The organism is Streptomyces sp. NPDC002868 (genome assembly GCF_055563295.1).
On record NZ_JBVHDR010000016.1, the window covers coordinates 116258 to 134006 of the forward strand.

The following is a 17749-nucleotide window of genomic DNA, read 5'->3' on the forward strand; positions in this document are numbered from 1 at the left end:
CTCTTCGTGCCTGCTCGATGCCTGGCCGGTACCCGGCCAGGGTTCCTGATGGGCTGTCATGCGCCCCGTGCCGCCCTGCCGGCCAGGAGGTCGCGCAGCAGTCCGTCGGTGGTGGACACCACGCCACTGCGGGCAGCCCACCGCAGTGCCATGGAGTGATCCTCGGCGGCGAAGTCGGCGACAGCGTCGGCGACGACGAAGGGCTGGATGTCGTGCATGAACGCGTCCGTCGCCGTCAGCAGCACGCCACGATGCGCGTACACACCACAGACGATCAGCTGGTCCCGGCCCGTGGATCGCAGCAGCCTGCCGAGATGGCTGCGGAGAAAGGCGTTGGGGCGCACGTTGGCCAGCAGGTGTTCGCCGGGCCGGGGGGTGAGCGCCGGGACGATGGCGGCGGCTTCGGGCTCCTGGCTGATGCCCGGACCCCAGATGTCGGCCACCAGCCCGCGCCGGCCGGGCGGTTGCCCGGCCGGCTCGGCGCTGAAGACCACTGGCATGCCGAGCGACCCCGCGAGTTCGCGCAGGGCGACGATGTTCTCGACGAGCTCCACCACGGGGGAGCGTCCTGTCGGGAACGCCTCGACGAAGTGGTTCTGCATGTCATGGACCAGGAGCGCGGCACGCGCCGGATCGATTCTCCAAGTGGCGTACGACGGAGGGATCGTGAAGCGGTCGGGCATGGGGTAAGGGTCGATGACCGGCAAACCCATGGATGATCCCCTCCCCTGCCGACGTAGCTGCGTCCCGTCCACGACATGCACTTAGCTTAGCCTAACCTAAGTGCATGTGGGGCGTCTGGTCATGCGGCTCGCCAGTAGCCCAGTGCGTGCAACCGCTCCATGGGGATGTCGAGTTGCTTGCGTACGTAGGACGTGAGGCTCCGGGTGGTCGCGGTGTCGCAGGCGATCCAGATGTAGGAGCCGTCGTCCAGACGGCCGGGGAGGGTGGACCGTACGGTCTCGATCAGATGGTCGCCGTTGTCGCTACGCGGTACGGAGATGAGCTCGTGGCGTGCGGTGTTGAGGCGCATCGGGAGGTCTGCATCCAACGGGTGCGACGTCTCGAACCAGATCGTGGCGGGCGTCAACGGCATCGAGTCCAGTAGCGAGTTGATGGCAGGCAGCGAGGCCGCGTCGCCGATCACGAGGAGCCCTGACGGTGAAGGGTGCGGCAGGGTTAAGCCGGTGCCCTGGACCGTCGCCTCGATCGTGTCGCCCGGCCGTGCGGCACGTGCCCATTCACTGGCGCGGCCGGCGTGCAGCGCGAACTCCATGCTGAACGTCCCGGTGGCGAGGTCCGGGTCAACCAGTGTGTAAGCCCGCTGGTGCGGCTTGCCCCGGTTGTCGAACCAGAGCCTCACCCACATCGTGGGGTGTGTTCCGGTCGCACGGAGCATGCCGCCGTCGGTGAAGTGAAGTCGGTGAAAGCGGTCGCTGACCCTTTCCGTGTCCCGCACCGTAAGGGTGAAGTCCTTGCCTCGCATCAGCTTGAGGGCTACGCCCTGCCAACCGCGTGCCACGGTGCCCCCGATCTGCGCTGTGATTAGGTCAGGCTAACCTAAGCTTGGTCGAGTGGCGAGAGGGAGGGGGGATGGATGATCAAGACTTACCGGGATGACTGGGGTATTCCGCGCCTCCGGGTGTCCGATGCTCCCTCGGAGTGGAGTTGTGCCACCGCACCGCGCCGGCCGCATCGAAACGCTGCTGAGGGAGTCGCGGGACTGGGTGGCCCCGGGCATGGCGGCCATCCACATGGCCTCGACGTTCCGGGCATCGCGCGCGGCGTCATGGACGAGGTTGCCGGCGCGGAACCCGTGCGGTGGGGCGAACTCCACCGCCTCGCCCCCTGCCAGGGTCTCCCTGCCGACGAGGATGAGCACTGGCCCGGACTCGGAGGCGACCACGACTGCGTGCTCGCCACCTCAAGCACGCCCGGAGTCACCGACCTCAGCGCCCGCGGCCCGTCCGCCCGGTATGTGTGGGACCTCTCCCGCCGTGAGAACAGCCTCTGGATCGTCCCGTTGGGTGCCCGCGGAATCCGCGGGCGCCTTACCGAAGAGGGGAGCAGCGGCTGGGGAGGAGGCGACCAGGAGGAGCAGGCTTCCTGATGGGGCATCATCAGACAGTTGCCCGGCGCGGTTCTCGCGTGCTCCTCGGCGCAATCATCGGCCCCAACCTCACCTGCACCGATGCCCTCGCCACCCTGCTTCAGCGGTGGCAGCCGGCCAGTACGACCACGACGTCGGACTCGCTCAGTTCAGCCGTTCAAGCCTGCTCACTGCTCCCGCTGTCCTGGGGCTGTCGACTCCCGCCTCGTGGGGGTCTCTCCGTTCGATCGCACCTTGACCGTCTGGCCCCGCGTTACGCGGTCTCCGGCTACGACGGGTCGGCGAACGTCGGCGCCGTGGTCGGGCTGACGTGCGGGTCGTACGGGGGAGCAGCGCAGAGGGCAGCAGCGGTCGGCGCCGCGCGGATGATCGCCGCCACCACGTCGTACCCGGTGGCCGGCTCGCGAGGAGTAGTCATGGGCGGGCGGTCGTGCGCCGTCGGTGCGGGCAGGCGCGGGCAGCGGCGAGAAGCCTATGGATACGGTCTCCGACCTCGCCGGCGTCCTGCGCAGGCGTCGGAAACGGACAGTGGACGTCGCAGTGGCGGCTGGCGTATTCGCAGCGCAGGGTGATGCCGTAGCGGTCCAGGGCGAGGGGTTGTACGCGCACGACACCGTGCAGCAGCCGTGGGTCGGCCAGCCGCGTCAGTTGGGCGACCACGTCCTCATGGGCGTCGGCCAGGTGCGTCAACAGTGCCGCCTCCTCGACGGCCAGAGGGTCCGCCTCCGCCAGGACGATCTCGTCGAGTCCGACGGCCGTCAGATCCCTGTCCGTTTCGAAGGTGGCGCGTGCCGTGTCGAGCCGCAGGCCGTTGTCCGCTGAGCTGCTCGGCGTCACCCAGCCCGAGAGTGTCACCCTGGACCGCACTCGGTGTCGGACGGCGATGGGGGCGATGTCGGTGAATTCGAGCAGGGCGGCAAGCGCGCCGCGCGGGGCACAGGCAAGGTGTGCCATCAGTGGGCTGTCGTCGGGCGGGAGGAGAGTGACTTGGCCTCTCTCGTCGACACTGTGCAGGCCGATCAGGTCGTAGCGCTGCGCGCCCGTGGTGAGGGTCAGTGACACGGCACGGGCCAGCACCGTTCGGACCCGTTCCGCGGTGGTGGGCTCAATCGGGGGGACTTGGGCGGCGCTCATCGAACCTCCATTAGCTTAGGCTTACCTAAGTTAGTGCGTGATGGAGGTATGTGGCTAGCCCGGGCCATGGAGTTGTGGCGATACGTCCGTGACCCCGGTGGTGCAGACGAGGGCGATCGTCTGTGCGGCCCCATCAGTGCGTGCTGTCGCGGACGTGCCGGTGTCGGGTCGGGCGCGGCCCCGAGCGTGAGTGGCGCGCCTCGGGCTCGTCGGCCAAGTGCTGCGTCTCAATCTTCGAAGAGCCGGTCCCGTGCGGATTCCCTCGGCAAAGGGCAGCCTGCAACAGCTCGCTGTGTTGCTGGGCGCAGCGACGTGGTCGAAGTTTCCGGCCCGGCGCAGAATCGCCCGTGCCCTCGGGGATAATCATCTGGCTCCAGATGCTGCCCAACACCCATGAGAAGCGGGGGACTTCGTGTATCGGCATGTGCTCACGCGGGCGAGTCAAGTGTTGTCGTGTGTCCTGTCAGTGCTGCTGGGCCTGTCGATGAACTACGCGACGAATGTCGAGAACCCGCCGTTCGCCCTCGCCTTCCTGCAGCAGTGGTCGATACCCGCCCTGGTGTTCACGGGCGGGGTCTTCATCGCCTTGAGCTGGTGGCTGAGCCAGTTGGACGATCCCATCACGACCCGAAAGCTGTCCTGGTCCGCGCCGATCTCCCCCTATCCCGGACTCGAAGCCTTCGACGAGCGCTACAGCAGCGTCTTCTTCGGGCGGGACCAGGAGATCACCACCCTCAGCCGCAGGATCAACCCTCCCTCCCGAGCACAGAGTTCCCCGACCCTGGTGCTCACCGGCCCCTCGGGGGCGGGCAAGTCCTCCCTCCTCCGGGCCGGTCTGCTCCCGCAACTTGCCCGGCGAGCCCAGTGGATCACCGTCGGCCCGTTCACGCCGGACACCAACCCCTTCACCGGGCTGGCGCAGGCGCTGAGCATCCTGCTGCCGCGCACCACCTCGGCCGCGCTGGAGGCCGAGTTACGCGACGGGGGCGCGGCCTCCTTGTGCCGCCATCTGGACGCGGTGCGCGCTCGGCACCGCGGCGGTCCACGCCCGGTGCTCATCGCCATCGACCAGGCGGAGGAACTGCTGACCCTGGTCGCCGACGAGGAGCGGGACGCGCTGCTCGACCTGCTCGACGCGGCGCTGGCTGCCGACCAGCGGCTGAAGGTGCTGTTCGCCTTTCGCTCTGAGTTTTTGACGCGCCTTGGGTCGCTGCCGCAGGCCCACCTGTTCCGGGACACGTTCATCCTCGGACCGGTGCGCCGTAGGTCCTTGTTCACGGTGGTCGCCGAGCCGGCCGCACGGGCGGGGATTGGCTTCGAACCCGGGTTGGCGGATCTGATGGTCAATGAGGCGAGTGGCGGTGACGCGCTCCCGCTGCTTGCCTACACCCTGCACGCGCTGGCTCCCGAGCCCGGTCGTGGTCAGGAGATCACCGTTCAGGAGTATGAGGCGATCGGCGGGGTGGCCGGGGCGCTGACCGAGCGGGCCGACCTCATCCTGGCCGACCTGACCGCGGCCGACCCCGACGCTCCGGTGCTGCCGACCCTGTTGAAGTTCGTGACCATCACCGAGGGCCGGCCCTCGCAGCGCCCGATTCGGCGGGAGACGCTGGGGCCGATGGAACAGGACGTCGTGGAGGCGTTTCTCGCCGAGCGGCTGCTGGTCAGCGACGGTGACGGCAGCGAGCCGGTGCTGCGGGTGGCCCACGAGGCGCTGTTCCGGCAGTGGGATCCGCTCAAGCAGGCCATCGAGGTGGTCGCCGTGGATTTGGCGTTCGCATCCGATGTGGAGCGCTGGGGCGCTGAGTGGGACGCGGCGGGCCGGCACGACTCGTACCTGCTGCGCGACGAGCGGCTGCGCCGCGCGTTGGCGTGGATGACGCGGCAGCCCGACGTCGCGGCCGACCGGCCGGTCGTGGCGGAGTTCCTGGAGGCCTCCCGTCGGGCCGATGAGGCTGCTATGCGCTGGCTGTCCGAGTCCGTCGCCCAGCGGTCTCTCGCTGCTGTCGAAGACGATCCCGAATACGGTCTGCTGCTGGCCCTGGCCGCGCTCGAGGAGGCCGCGGACACCCACCTGGCACGGCTCGCGCTGGTCACCGCACTGGCCTCGACCCGGATGTGCATTCCGCTGACGGGCCACACGGATTTCGTTCAGCGGGTGGTGTGGTCGCCGGACGGGCAGCGCCTGGCCACCGCCTGCTACGACGGTACGGTTCGGGTGTGGCGGGCTGGAGACGGATCGGTGGACCTGGTCATCGAGGCAGGCAGCGGCTACGTACACGGGGTCGCCTGGTCGCCGGACGGCCGGCAGTTGGTGACAGCGGGGCATGACGGTACCGCCCGGATCTGGTCGTCCGACGACGGATCTCCCGGTGCGGTACTGACCGGCCACGCCGACATCATCCGCGGTGTGGCCTGGTCGCCGGACGGGCAACGCCTGGGCACCGCGTCGCAGGACGGCACGGTCCGCTTGTGGGACGCGGCGACGGCGCGGCAGACCGCCGTGCTGACCGGCCACGAGGGCTTCGTCCACGGGGTGGCCTTCGCGCCGGGCGGCGATCGCCTGGCGACCAGCGGTCTGGACCGTGTGGTGCGCATCTGGGACGTGGCCGACGGGACCGAGCTGGGCGCGCTGGAGGGGCACCACGAACTGGTGCGTACCGTCACGTGGTCGCCCGACGGGCGGTTCCTGGCCAGCGCCGCGTACGACCACACGATCCGCGTGTGGGATGCCGCCGAGGGTCAAGAGACCCTCGTCCTGCCGGTCTCCAAGGACCTGGTGCAGTCCGTCGCGTGGTCGCCGGACGGCACGCGGCTCGCCTCGGCGGCCAGCGACTGCACCGCGCGCGTGTGGGATGCGGCCACCGGGACCGAACTGCTGGCCCTGCACGGGCACCACAGCGTCGTGCGTGACGTCGCCTGGTCACCGGACGGCGCCCGGATCGCCACCGTCGCCAACAACGGCTCCGGCCGGATCTGGGACCTGATGCGCCCGGACGACGTGGTCGTGCTGCGCGGCCACGAGGCGCTGGTCGAGGCGGCCGCCTGGTCGCCCCAGGGGCGGCAGATCGCCACCGCCTCGTTCGACGGCACAGCCCGTGTGTGGGACGTCCAGGCGGGGACGTCGCTGCACACCTTGGAGGGGCACCGGGATCCGGTCCGGGACGTGGCCTGGTCGCCGGACGCCCAGTTGATCGCCACTGCCTCCAACGACCGCACGGTGCGCATCTGGTCCGCCGCGACGGGCCAAGCCCTGCACACCATCCAGGCACACCGCGACCGGATCGAGGGCATCGCCTGGTCCCCGGACGGCACCCGGGTCGCCACCACTTCCAACGACGGCACCGTGCGGGTGTGGGACGCCCACACCTGGACGCTCCTGCACACGCTGGTCGGCCACATGGACCTGGTCCATGACGTCTGCTGGTCACCGGACTCCACCCGCCTGGCCTCGGCCGGGGTACCCGACCGAACGGTACGGGTCTGGGACGCGGACACCGGAGCGGAGCTGCACCGCCTGACCGGGCCCGCCGACTTCGTCCAGGCGGTGGCCTGGTCCCCGGACGGCAGCCGCATTGCCTCCGTCTCCAACGACAAGACCCTGCGGATCTACGCCGCCGAGAACGGTACCGAGCTGCGCGCGATGGCTGGCCACGACGGCATCATCCGGGATGTGTGCTGGTCTCCGGACAGCCGCTTCACCGCCACCGCCTCCGGGGACGGCACGGCACGGATCTGGGACGTCGACCAGGGCGTGGAGCTGCTGATCCTTGGGGTGCACTCGGGCGGAGTCGAGAGCGTGGCCTGGTCGCCGGACGGCGCACGGATCGCCACGGCCGCCCAGGACAAGACCGTCCGCATCTGGTCGGTCGCCCCGGATCTGCGGACCCTGATCGACCGGGCGCACAGCCGGACCAGCCGTGCGCTCAGCGTAGAAGAACGCCGACGCCATGGCCTGCCGTAGTGCCCGGCGATCGGGTCGCAGCCTCGACGTCGGTTACCAGTTCGCGCACGGACCACCGGTACCTGCCGCCCGCGGAGGGCACGGTTCACTGTCCGTGATGCCCTGAATCGCGGCATTTCCGGTGTATGGGTAATTTCTTGATCAGGCGCCCTCTTGACGCGGATGCCCGTGACGGCGCTCGTGACGGCTCCCGCAAGAGCCTGAGGCAAGGAGAGCAGCATGTCCCGACCCATCGCTGTGGGAGTGGACGACTCCGACGAGAGCCTGGCGGCGGTGGACTGGGCCGCGGACGAGGCTGCGGCGCGCGGCACGGGCCTCCGGCTGGTGAACGCCTCGCAGTGGCCGGAGCACCAGCTCCAGGCCGTGAAGCCGTCCCGCGAGACCCGGACCGACCGGGAGCAGAGTTTGCTGGGCGCGATGGAGGAGCGCGTCCGGGCGCGCCAGTTGGGGGTCCCCATGGCCACGGAGGAGGCCGAGGGCGCCCCAGCCAGGGCGCTGCTGGCCGCAGGCTCCGACGCGGACCTGCTCGTCCTGGGGTCGCCCGGACTCGGCACCGTCGGCGGCTTCATCGTCGGCTCGGTGGGGCAGGAGGTCGTGGCGGAGGCGAGGCACCCGGTGGTGCTCGTACGGCCGGATTACGGCGACCGCGAGGCAAGCACCGGCGCCCCCGGTGGCGGTGGACGCCGAAAAGTGGTTCTCGGTCTGGACGTACGCGATGTGAAGGACGAACTTCTCGACTTCGCGTTCGCCTTCGCGGCACGACACGCCGTTCCGTTGCACATCGTGCACACCTGGCACTTCCCGGGCCTTCACCACCATGCCGCGGCTGCCGGGCACGGCGGCCCCGACCCGGGGACCAAGGCGGAGCGGGAGTCGGCGCTGTCGGGCGTGGTGCGCCCCTACCGGGACAGGTTCCCAGGCGTGAAGGTGTCCGAGGAGACCGCTCCCGGGCGGGCGGCCAGCCACCTCGTCCAGGCCACGTCCGATGCGGGACTTGTTGTCGTCGGCCGGCGCAGGGCGGCATCGGGCGCGCACATCGGGTCGGTCACTCACGCGGTGATCCACCACGCTCCCTGTCCCGTCGCCGTCGTTCCGCACGCCTGAGGCATTTCACCCGTCGCGGGTGAGGCATCGCAGCGGGCGCTCCCGGCGTCCTCCGAGCAGGATCGCCAACGCTGCGAGGCCCACCCAGCGCCGGACTGCCGTCGCCAGCCGCGCCGGGCGGCGGACCGACCTGAGACCACCGAGATGGGGAACGCTCATGACCGACCTGGACACGCTGTCGGTGAACACCGTCCGCGGTCTGTGCATGGACGCCGTCCAGAAGGCCCAGTCCGGCCACCCGGGCACGCCCATGGGGATCGCGCCCGTCGCCTACACCCTCTGGCAGCGGTTCCTGCGGTTCGATCCCCAGGACCCGATCTGGCCCAACCGCGACCGCTTCGTGCTCTCCGAGGGGCACGCCTCGACGCTGCTGTGGTCCCTGCTCCATCTGACCGGCGTCCGTGCCGTCGAGCCGGACTACGAGGTGCTGGGACGGCCGGCGGTGACACTCGACGACCTGAAGTCGTTCCGTCAGCTCGGCTCCCGCTGCCCCGGTCACCCCGAGTACCGCTGGACGAGCGGTGTCGAGGCCACGACCGGGCCGCTCGGCCAGGGGGTGGCGGACTCCGTCGGGATGGCGATGGCCGGCAGGTGGCTCGCCGCGCGGTACAACCGGGACGACTTCCCCCTCTTCGACTTCGACGTGTACGCGCTCGCCGGGGACGGCTGCATGATGGAGGGCGTCGCCTCGGAGGCCGCCTCGCTCGCAGGGCATCAACGGCTGTCCAACCTGTGCTGGATCTACGACTCGAACCGGGTCACCATCGAGGGCCACACCAGCATCGCCTTCACCGAGGACGTCGCCGCCCGGTTCCTCGCGTACGGCTGGAACGTGACCACCGTCGCCGACGCCAACGACCTCGACGCCGTCGCCCGCGCCTTCCACACCTTCCTGGCCGAGACTGAGCGCCCCACCCTGGTCCTGGTCCACAGCCACATCGGCTACGGCTCACCCGTCGAGGACTCATCGAAGGCCCACGGAGCACCGTTCGGACCGGACGGAGTCCGGGCGACCAAGCGCTTCCTCGGCATACCCGAGGACGAGCAGTTCTGGATTCCCGAGGAGGTCCGTGACTGGTTCGGCCAGGGCATCGGTGCGCGTGGTGCACAACTGCGCACCGCCTGGGAGAAACGGTTCGACGCATACCGCGCCGCCTGGCCCGAACTCGCCGACGAGCTGGAGCGCATGCAGCGCCGTGAACTCCCGGACGGATGGGACAGCAAGCTTCCCGACTTCCCTGCCGACCCCAAGGGCCTGGCCACCAGGGACTCCTCGGCCCAGGTGCTCAACGCCCTCGCGCAGAGCATTCCCTGGCTCCTCGGCGGCTCCGCCGACCTCGCACCGTCGACCAAGACTCATCTCACCTTCGACGGCGCAGGAGACTTCCAGCCGGAGAGCCCGTCCGGGCGCAACCTCCACCTCGGCATCCGGGAGCACTCCGCGGCGGCCGTCGCCAACGGTATGGCCCTGACCAAGCTGCGGCCGTACTGGTCGGGATTCCTCATCTTCTCCGACTACGCCAAGGCAGCCATCCGGCTGTCCGCGCTGATGGAGATCCCGGTCGTCCACATCTTCACGCACGACTCCATCGGCGTCGGCGAGGACGGACCCACCCACCAGCCGGTCGAACAGCTTGCGGGCCTGCGCGCGATGCCGGGACTGCTGGTGTTCCGCCCCGGCGACGCGGGCGAAGTCGTCGAGACCTGGCGGCTGGTCGCCGGCCTGCGCCACGAGCCGGCGGCACTGGTTCTCTCCCGCCAGGCGCTGCCCACGCTCGACCGAACGCGGCTGGCCGCCGCCTCGGGTGTCGCATACGGTGCCTATGTGCTGGCGGACCCGCCCTACGGTGCGCCACAGGTGATCCTGCTCGCCACCGGATCCGAAGTGTCGCTGGCGCTGGCCGCCCGGGACGAACTCGCAGCCGAGGGCATCGGGGCCCGGGTGGTCAGCATGCCGTGCTGGGAGCTGTTCGACCGTCAGCCGCGGGAATACCGCGACCAGGTCCTGCCGCCGGCGGTGACCGCGCGGGTCGGCATCGAGCAGGCATCGACGTTCGGCTGGGACCGCTACGTGGGAGACGGGGGCGCTCTCGTCGGCATGCACACCTACGGTGCCTCGGCGCCCCTGAAACAACTGCTCACGAAGTTCGGGTTCACCCCGCAGCGGGTGGCCGAGGTCGCACGGGAGCTGGTGGAGTCCCGGCAGGAGGAGAGGACATGAGCCGGACCTCGGCCACGCCGTCCGCCAACGCCCTCATCCGTCATTACCGCGCTCTGAAGAACGGGGAAGCCGGACATGACCACTGACACACCCATGCAGCTCGGCATGATCGGGCTCGGCCGGATGGGCGCCAATCTCGTGCGCCGGCTGATGCGTGACGGCCATCGATGCGTCGTCTACGACCTCGACCGGGAGGCCCTGCAGGAGCTGGAGAAGGAGGGGGCGACGGCCGCCACCTCGCTCCATGACTTCGTCGACAAGCTGGAAAAGCCCAGGAACGCCTGGCTGATGCTCCCCGCCGGGGTGGTGCAGCCGACACTGGACCAGCTGGCTGCGCTGCTGGACCCCGATGACACCGTCGTCGACGGCGGCAACTCGTACTACCGGGACGACATCGCCCGGGCCAAGCAGCTCGCTCCCCGCGGAATCCACTACGTCGACTGCGGGACCTCGGGCGGCGTCTGGGGCCTCGAAAGGGGCTACTGCCTGATGATCGGCGGCGAGGACGACGCGGTGGCACGGCTGAACCCGATCTTCCGCACCATCGCCCCCGGCGCCGGGAGCGTCGAGCCCACCCCGGGCAGGACCCGCGCCGACGGGACCGCGCCGGAGGGCTATCTGCACTGCGGCCCGAGCGGCGCGGGCCACTTCGTGAAGATGGTGCACAACGGAGTCGAGTACGGGATGATGGCCGCCGTCGCCGAGGGGCTCAGCATCATCAAGCACGCGGACGCGGGCCTGCGCCGCAGGGCCGTCGACGCCGAGACCGCCCCGCTGCGCGAGCCGGAGGCCTACCAGTACGAGATCGACGTCGCCGAGGTCGCCGAGGTGTGGCGCCGGGGCTCGGTCGTCAGTTCATGGCTTGTCGACCTGGTCGCCGACGCGCTGGCGCGCTCGCCCGAGCTCGACACGTTCACCGGCCGCGTCTCGGACTCGGGGGAGGGCCGCTGGACGGTCCTGGCGGCGGTCGACGAGAGCGTGCCCGCCCCGGTCATCATCTCTGCGCTGACGCAGCGGTACGAATCGCGCGGGCTGGGCGAGTTCACCGACAAGGTGCTGTCCGCGATGCGCGGCGAGTTCGGCGGTCACGCCGAGAAGGCGGGGTGAACCGTGGCCGGCCCTTCCCAGCCGGAAAGCCGTCCCCCGGTCCCGGAGGACCATGTCATCGTGCTCTTCGGCGCGACCGGCGACCTGGCCCGGCGCAAGCTCCTGCCGGGGCTTTTCCACCTGGCCAAGGCGGGGCTGATGCCGCCCCGCTTCCGTGTCATCGGCTCGGCGCCCTCCCAGGTCGCGCTCAGCGACGACGAATTCCGCAAGCGGGCACGGGAGGCGGTCACCGAGTTCGGCAGGTCGAAGCCCGAGGGCAAGGCGTGGCAGGAGTTCGAGGACGCGCTGTCCTTCGGCGCGGCCGACCCCGACGCCCCCGAGCCGCTCCTGGAGGCCGTACGGGAGGCCGAGCGGGCCGTCGGCGGCAACCCCCGGCGCCTGTTCCACCTCGCCGTGCCGCCCAAGGCCTTCGGCTCCGTCGTGGAGCTGCTCGGCACGACCGGCCTCGCCGACAACGCCCGTGTCATCGTGGAGAAACCCTTCGGCACGGACCTCCCCTCGGCCCAGGCCCTCAACGCGACGATCCACGCGGTCTTCGACGAGTCCCGCGTCTTCCGCATCGACCACTTCCTCGGCAAGGAGTCCGTCGACAACATCCTCGCCCTCCGCTTCGCCAACGGCCTCCTCGAGCCCGTGTGGAACCGCGACCACATCAGCCATGTGCAGATCGACGTGCCGGAGAAGATCGGCATCGAGGGCCGCGCACAGTTCTTCGAAGGGACCGGCACCTTCCGGGACATGATCGTCACTCACCTCTTCCAGCTCATGGGGTTCGTGGCGATGGAACCCCCGACCGCCCTTGCGGCGAAGCCCCTGCGGGACGAGAAGGAGAAGGTCTTCGAGAGCATGCGGCCGCTGGACCCGGCACAGGTCGTCCGCGGCCAGTACGAGGGCTATCGCGACGAGCCGGGCGTCGACCCCCGGTCGGACACCGAGACCTTCGTCGCACTGCGCGTCGAACTCGACAACTGGCGGTGGGCCGGCGTGCCCTTCTACCTGCGCTCGGGAAAGGCGCTCGGTCAGGGGCGGCACGTCGTGACGCTCGGCTTCCGGGAACCAGCGCTTCGGATGTTCCCCCTGGCCGCGCAGAGTGGCACGGAATCCCGGAACAACGAACTTGTGATCGATTTCGATGACCCCGGCCGGATCGCCGCCCGTTTCCTGGTGAAGGAGCCAGGACCCGCCATGCGCCTGAGCGAGGCCGAGATGGTCTTCAACTACGCGGACTCCGTCGACTCGATGTACGCGCTGGAGGGATACGAGCGCCTCATCCTGGACGCGATGCTCGGGGACCAGTCCCTGTTCACCCGCTCCGACGGGATCGAGCGGCTCTGGGAGGCATCCGCCCCGCTGCTGGAGAACCCGCCGCCGGTCGAGCCCTACGCACGGGGCTCCTGGGGCCCCGAGTCGGTCGACCGGCTCATCGCGCCCTACCGGTGGAGCCTGCCGGCCGCTCACTGACACCCGCGAGCGACCCCGTGCGGCCGGGTCCGGTGCCCGGCCGCACCCGCGGCTGCTCCGGATGACACCGGCACATCATCCCCACGGGCTACGCGTGGCGCGGGGGCGGCATCTGCCGCCCGCGGCGACCGCCTCACCCTTCTAGCCTCGACGGCATGCTGGGGCTTCCGGATCACGTACGCACTTGCCTGTTCGACCTCGACGGCGTCCTCACGCGCACCGCGAAGGTGCACGCGGCCGCATGGAAGGAGATGTTCGACGACTACCTCCGTCGGCGCGCCGAACGTGAGGGCGTTCCCTTCGAGCCGTTCGACGCCGTGCACGACTACGACGAGTACGTGGACGGCCGGCCGCGCGAGGACGGGGTGCGCACCTTCCTCGCCTCGCGGGGGATCCGGCTGTCCGAGGGTGCGCCCGACGACGGGCCGGACACGGAGACGGTGAACGGCCTGGGCACCCGTAAGAACGCGCTGGTGCTCCGTAAGATCCGTGAGGAGGGGGTGGAGGCCTACGAGGGCTCGGTGGCGTATGTGAGCGCCGCCAGGGACGCGGGTCTGCAGCGTGCCGTGGTCTCCTCCAGCGCCAACTGCCGCGATGTGCTGGCCGCGGCGGGCATCGAGGATCTCTTCGAGGAGCGCATCGACGGGATCGTCGCCAGGGAACAGCGTTTGCGGGGCAAGCCGCAACCGGACACCTATCTGGCCGCCGCCCGTGCCCTGGGCGCCGAACCGGGTGCCGCGGCGGTCTTCGAGGACGCCCTGGCGGGCGTGGAGGCCGGCCGGGCAGGGGGGTTCGGCCTTGTCGTGGGCATCGACAGGACTGGGCAGGCCGCGGAGCTCCGGCGTCACGGCGCGGACATCGTGGTGAACGATCTCGCCGAACTGCTGGAGTCACGATGATCACCCATCCCAGCTATGTGGTCGAACCGTGGTGCCTGCGCGAGACCGAGCTGAACCTCGACGTCCTCGCCCAGAGCGAGTCCGTGTTCGCGCTTGCCAACGGCCACATCGGATGGCGCGGCAATCTCGACGAGGGCGAACCGCACGGGCTTCCCGGCGCCTATCTCAACGGTGTCCACGAACTGCATCCGCTGCCGTACGCCGAGGCCGGCTACGGCTATCCGGAGTCCGGTCAGACGATGATCAACGTCACCGACGGGAAGATCATCCGGCTGCTGGTGGACGACCACCCCTACGACCTGCGGTATGGCGAACTCACGGCACACGAGCGGGTGCTGGACTTCCGCACAGGAGTCCTCCGCCGCACCGCGGAGTGGACCTCCCCGGGCGGCCGCGCCGTCCGCATCACCTCGTACCGGCTGGTGTCGTTCACCCAGCGCGCCATCGCGGCGATTGCGTACGAGGTGGAGCCGCTGGACGCCGGGGCCACCATGGCCGTCCAGTCCGAGCTGGTCGCCAACGAGCAGATGCCGCACGACACCGGCGACCCGCGGGTCGCGGCCGCGGTCGAGTCCCCGCTCGAGGCGGAGGAGGACTTCGCCCAGGACACGCGGCTGCGCCTGGTGCACCGCACCAGGAAGAGCGGCCAGCGGGTGGCGGCCGCGGCCGAGCACATCGTCGAGGGCCCCGAGGGGACGGCCTGGTCGGCCGAGAGCGAGCCCGACGTCAGCAGACTCACAGTCACCGCCGCCCTGGCGCCCGGCGAGCGGCTGCGGCTGGTGAAGTTCGTGGCGTATGGGTGGTCCACGGAGAGGTCGCTGCCCGCCGTCCACGACCAGGTCGACGCCGCGGTCGCCGCCGCCCGCAGCACCGGCTGGGACGGGCTCCTCGCCGAGCAGCGGGCCTATCTGGACAACTTCTGGTCCGGCGCGGACGTCGAGGTGGACGGGGACGCGGAGATCCAGCAGGCCGTGCGCTTCGGGCTGTTCCATGTGCTGCAGGCCGCGGCCCGCGGCGAGGAACGGGCGATCCCCGCCAAGGGGCTGACGGGGACGGGCTACGACGGGCACTCGTTCTGGGACGTGGAGTCCTTCGTCCTCCCGGTGCTCACCTACACGGCCCCCCAGTCCGTCGCCCCGGTCCTGCGCTGGCGGCACACGACCCTGCCCGCGGCCCGGGACCGCGCCCATCAGCTCGGGCTGGCCGGAGCGGCGTTCCCGTGGCGGACCATCACCGGCGCGGAATGCTCGGCGTACTGGCCGGCGGGCACGGCCGCGTTTCATGTCAACGCCGATATCGCCGACGCCGTGCTGCGGTACGTGACCGCCACCGGCGACGAGGCGTTCGAGCGGGGGCCGGGACTGGATCTGCTGGTGCACACCGCGCGGCTCTGGCACTCGCTCGGCCACCACGACGCGGAGGGCGTCTTCCATATCGACGGCGTCACGGGCCCCGACGAGTACAGCGCCATCGCCCGCGACAACCTCTACACCAACCTGATGGCGCGCCGGAATCTGGTGGCTGCCGCGGAGGCGGCGGTGCGCCACGTGGAACGCGCGGAGGAACTGGGGGTCGACGACGAGGAGATCGCCGCATGGCGGGACGCCGCCGCCCGGATCGCCGTGCCGTACAACGAGACGCTCGGTGTGCACGAGCAGTCGGCCGGGTTCACGGGCTTCCAGCGGTGGGACTTCGACAACACCTCCCCGGAGCAGTACCCTCTGATGCTGCATTTCCCGTACTTCGACCTCTACCGCAAGCAGGTCGTGAAACAGTCGGACCTGGTCCTCGCCATGCTGACCTGCGGCGACGCCTTCACCGCCGAGGAGAAGGCCCGCAACTTCGCCTACTACGAGCAGCTGACCGTACGGGACTCCTCGCTGTCGGCGTGCTGCCAGGCCGTCATGGCCGCCGAGACGGGACACCTCCGGCTGGCCTATGCCTATCTGGGCGAGGCGGCCCTGATGGACCTGGAGAACCTGGAGCACAACACCCGCGACGGTCTGCACATCGCCTCCCTTGCGGGCACCTGGATGGCACTGGTGCTCGGGCTCGGCGGAATGCGCCAGTGCGACGGGGAGAGGGGTGCGGGCGGTCTGGGGTTCGCCCCGCGGCTGCCCGAGCACCTCTCCGGCCTTCGGTTCGGCGTGCTGGTGCGGGGGCGCAGGCTGCGTGTGGACATCCGCAGGTCCGCAGCCGTCTACACCCTGGTGGAGGGGGACCCGCTGAAGATCCTGCACCACGGCGAGCCGCTCACGGTCACGGTGTCCCGGCCCGTGGAGCGTCCCCTGCCGCCGGTGCCCGTACAACCGGAACCGCAGCAGCCCAGGGGCCGTCGCCCTGCCGACCGCATGGGCGGCGCGGCGATGACCGGCGGGGAGGCGGTCGGCTGACCTGTCAGCCCGCCGTCGACTGCAGAGAGGCGGAATCTGGAGTCCCCCCGCACTGTGACCGAGAGGCCTCCGGGTCCTGCTCGACGCAGGACCCGGACCGGGGGTGGCCAAAGCCGCGGAGCCGACCGGCCCCCCGGGGCCGGGGGCTTGTGCGAAAGTTGTCCGCCGCAGGTCGCAGCGGGGGCGCAAACCACGGCCAAAACGCGCCGAGGGTGATCTGGGAACGCCCAACGTATCTGGGCGGGCGGGAGCCTATTGCATCGTTGGGAGCTCTGTACGGGTGGCCCTATCCAATCTGCTAAGAGAACGGGCTGTCCTGTGCCGCGAGCAGGGTCATGAGGTGTGCGTGAACTGGGCGCTGTGCAGGGTGAGTTGTGCGAGAGGGGCGGCGCCGGGGATGCTGACTGGCGTGTCACGCGACAGGTCGGCAAACGGGGGAGTCCATGGCTGCTGTGCGGGGGAGCGACGTCCTCGAGGCGTCGCAGGTGCGGATCTGTTCGGCGGCCGGTGAGGCGATCGGCGCCGGGTTCCTCGTTGCCGCCGATGTGGTGTGCACCTGCGCCCATGTCGTCGCCCGGGCACTCGGCGCGCAGGATGCCGCCGAGCGGGCGCGCGTGACCTGTTCGCTCTGCTCGCCGCCCTGGCGGGCAAGGACGGCGCGGCGGTGCTGCGGGTCGTCGCCACCGCGCGGCCCGATTCCCTCGACGTGCTGGTGACGGCGGGCACATCCGACCTCGTCAGCGATGCCGTGCAGTTCCTCGCGCCGCTGGCCGCCGATGGCTTGGAGCAGGCTGTGACCGCGCCTGTCGACGCCGTGCCGGGGCTGTGGTTCGAGCCGGGGCTGCCGGATCGGATCGTCGCGGACGCGGGCGAGGACCCCGGGCGGATGCCGCTGGTCCAGTTCGCCCTGACCGAGCTGTGGGAACGCCGCACACGCTCGATGCTCACGCACGCCGCCTACGATGAGATGGGCGGCGTCGCGGGCGCCCTCGTGGGATACGCGGACGAGGCCCTCGCTGGGCTGACACAGGCCAAACAGGACTGTGCCCGGCGGTTGTTCGTGCAACTGGCCCGGCCAGGAGACGGGGACACCTTCTCCCGCAGGCCCACCCGCACGGCCGACCTCGCCCCCGAACTCCTCAGCCTGGCAAGGGAGCTGGCACCCAGCAAGCTCGTCGTCATCTCCCGCGCCCCGGGTGGCGCCGAGCGAGAGGAGATCATCGACCTGGCACACGAGGCGCTGACCGAACTCTGGCCGCGCCTAACGACCTCGTGCGTGATTGGTGTGCGGTCGTGTTGAGCTCGTCGCCGGTGTTGTGATCAGGTCTGTGTGGTGGGCAGTGCGAGTGCCTTGGT

At 70.3% G+C, this 17749-nt stretch carries 14 protein-coding genes; 10 read left to right on the top strand and 4 right to left on the bottom strand.

Translation table 11 applies throughout. The features are described 5' to 3' along the window. Window positions 1-56: 56 nt before the first annotated feature. Both ACZ3H8_RS34230 and ACZ3H8_RS34235 read right to left on the bottom strand, forming a co-directional pair. On the bottom strand, window positions 57-683 hold the full coding sequence (locus ACZ3H8_RS34230; protein WP_467408398.1) for an isochorismatase family protein: 627 nt from the start codon (window positions 681-683) through the stop codon (window positions 57-59). 119 nt (window positions 684-802) lie between these two features. Continuing rightward, window positions 803-1522, bottom strand: a complete 720-nt coding sequence (locus ACZ3H8_RS34235) for a siderophore-interacting protein (protein WP_467408400.1) — start codon at window positions 1520-1522, stop codon at window positions 803-805. Between the two features lie 267 nt (window positions 1523-1789). Here ACZ3H8_RS34235 and ACZ3H8_RS34240 point away from each other — a divergent pair, with 267 nt between their 5' ends. Beyond that, window positions 1790-2110 (top strand): penicillin acylase family protein, encoded by a 321-nt coding sequence (locus tag ACZ3H8_RS34240; RefSeq protein ID WP_467408402.1) that lies wholly within the window; start codon window positions 1790-1792, stop codon window positions 2108-2110. Window positions 2111-2378: 268 nt separating this feature from the next. Here the strand turns inward: ACZ3H8_RS34240 and ACZ3H8_RS34245 are convergent, their stop codons facing one another. Together ACZ3H8_RS34245 and ACZ3H8_RS34250 are read right to left on the bottom strand one after the other, a co-directional pair. Then, window positions 2379-2528: a hypothetical protein gene (locus ACZ3H8_RS34245; RefSeq protein WP_467408404.1), complete on the bottom strand. Its 150-nt coding sequence runs from the start codon at window positions 2526-2528 to the stop codon at window positions 2379-2381. Further along, window positions 2525-3244: a DUF2470 domain-containing protein gene (locus tag ACZ3H8_RS34250; RefSeq protein ID WP_467408406.1), complete on the bottom strand. Its 720-nt coding sequence runs from the start codon at window positions 3242-3244 to the stop codon at window positions 2525-2527. Before ACZ3H8_RS34250 ends, ACZ3H8_RS34245 begins: the two co-directional genes overlap by 4 nt. A 445-nt stretch (window positions 3245-3689) precedes the next feature. Here ACZ3H8_RS34250 and ACZ3H8_RS34255 point away from each other — a divergent pair, with 445 nt between their 5' ends. The 9 genes from ACZ3H8_RS34255 (at window position 3690) to ACZ3H8_RS34295 (ending at window position 17693) form a co-directional block, all read left to right on the top strand. Continuing rightward, window positions 3690-7208 (top strand): nSTAND1 domain-containing NTPase, encoded by a 3519-nt coding sequence (locus ACZ3H8_RS34255; RefSeq protein ID WP_467408408.1) that lies wholly within the window; start codon window positions 3690-3692, stop codon window positions 7206-7208. A 219-nt stretch (window positions 7209-7427) separates the two neighbouring features. Next, window positions 7428-8312 (top strand): universal stress protein, encoded by an 885-nt coding sequence (locus ACZ3H8_RS34260; protein WP_467408410.1) that lies wholly within the window; start codon window positions 7428-7430, stop codon window positions 8310-8312. A 157-nt stretch (window positions 8313-8469) separates the two neighbouring features. After that, a complete protein-coding gene (tkt, locus tag ACZ3H8_RS34265) occupies window positions 8470-10533 on the top strand; it encodes a transketolase (RefSeq protein WP_467408413.1) in 2064 nt (687 codons plus the stop codon). Window positions 10534-10608: 75 nt separating this feature from the next. Continuing rightward, window positions 10609-11640, top strand: coding sequence for a phosphogluconate dehydrogenase (NAD(+)-dependent, decarboxylating) (gene gnd / locus ACZ3H8_RS34270; protein WP_467408415.1), 1032 nt, complete (start codon window positions 10609-10611; stop codon window positions 11638-11640). A 3-nt stretch (window positions 11641-11643) separates the two neighbouring features. Then, complete coding sequence (gene zwf, locus ACZ3H8_RS34275; protein ID WP_467408416.1) at window positions 11644-13101, top strand: glucose-6-phosphate dehydrogenase; 1458 nt, start codon at window positions 11644-11646, stop codon at window positions 13099-13101. A gap of 155 nt (window positions 13102-13256) precedes the next feature. Continuing rightward, entirely contained in the window at window positions 13257-14000 is a 744-nt protein-coding gene (locus ACZ3H8_RS34280; RefSeq protein ID WP_467408418.1) for an HAD family hydrolase, read from the top strand. Further along, complete coding sequence (locus ACZ3H8_RS34285) at window positions 13997-16393, top strand: glycoside hydrolase family 65 protein (RefSeq protein ID WP_467408421.1); 2397 nt, start codon at window positions 13997-13999, stop codon at window positions 16391-16393. Before ACZ3H8_RS34280 ends, ACZ3H8_RS34285 begins: the two co-directional genes overlap by 4 nt. 443 nt (window positions 16394-16836) lie before the next feature. After that, window positions 16837-17109, top strand: coding sequence for a hypothetical protein (locus tag ACZ3H8_RS34290; protein ID WP_467408423.1), 273 nt, complete (start codon window positions 16837-16839; stop codon window positions 17107-17109). Next, on the top strand, window positions 17058-17693 hold the full coding sequence (locus ACZ3H8_RS34295; RefSeq protein ID WP_467408424.1) for an nSTAND1 domain-containing NTPase: 636 nt from the start codon (window positions 17058-17060) through the stop codon (window positions 17691-17693). The genes ACZ3H8_RS34290 and ACZ3H8_RS34295 overlap by 52 nt, the downstream gene beginning before the upstream one ends. Window positions 17694-17749: the final 56 nt, after the last annotated feature.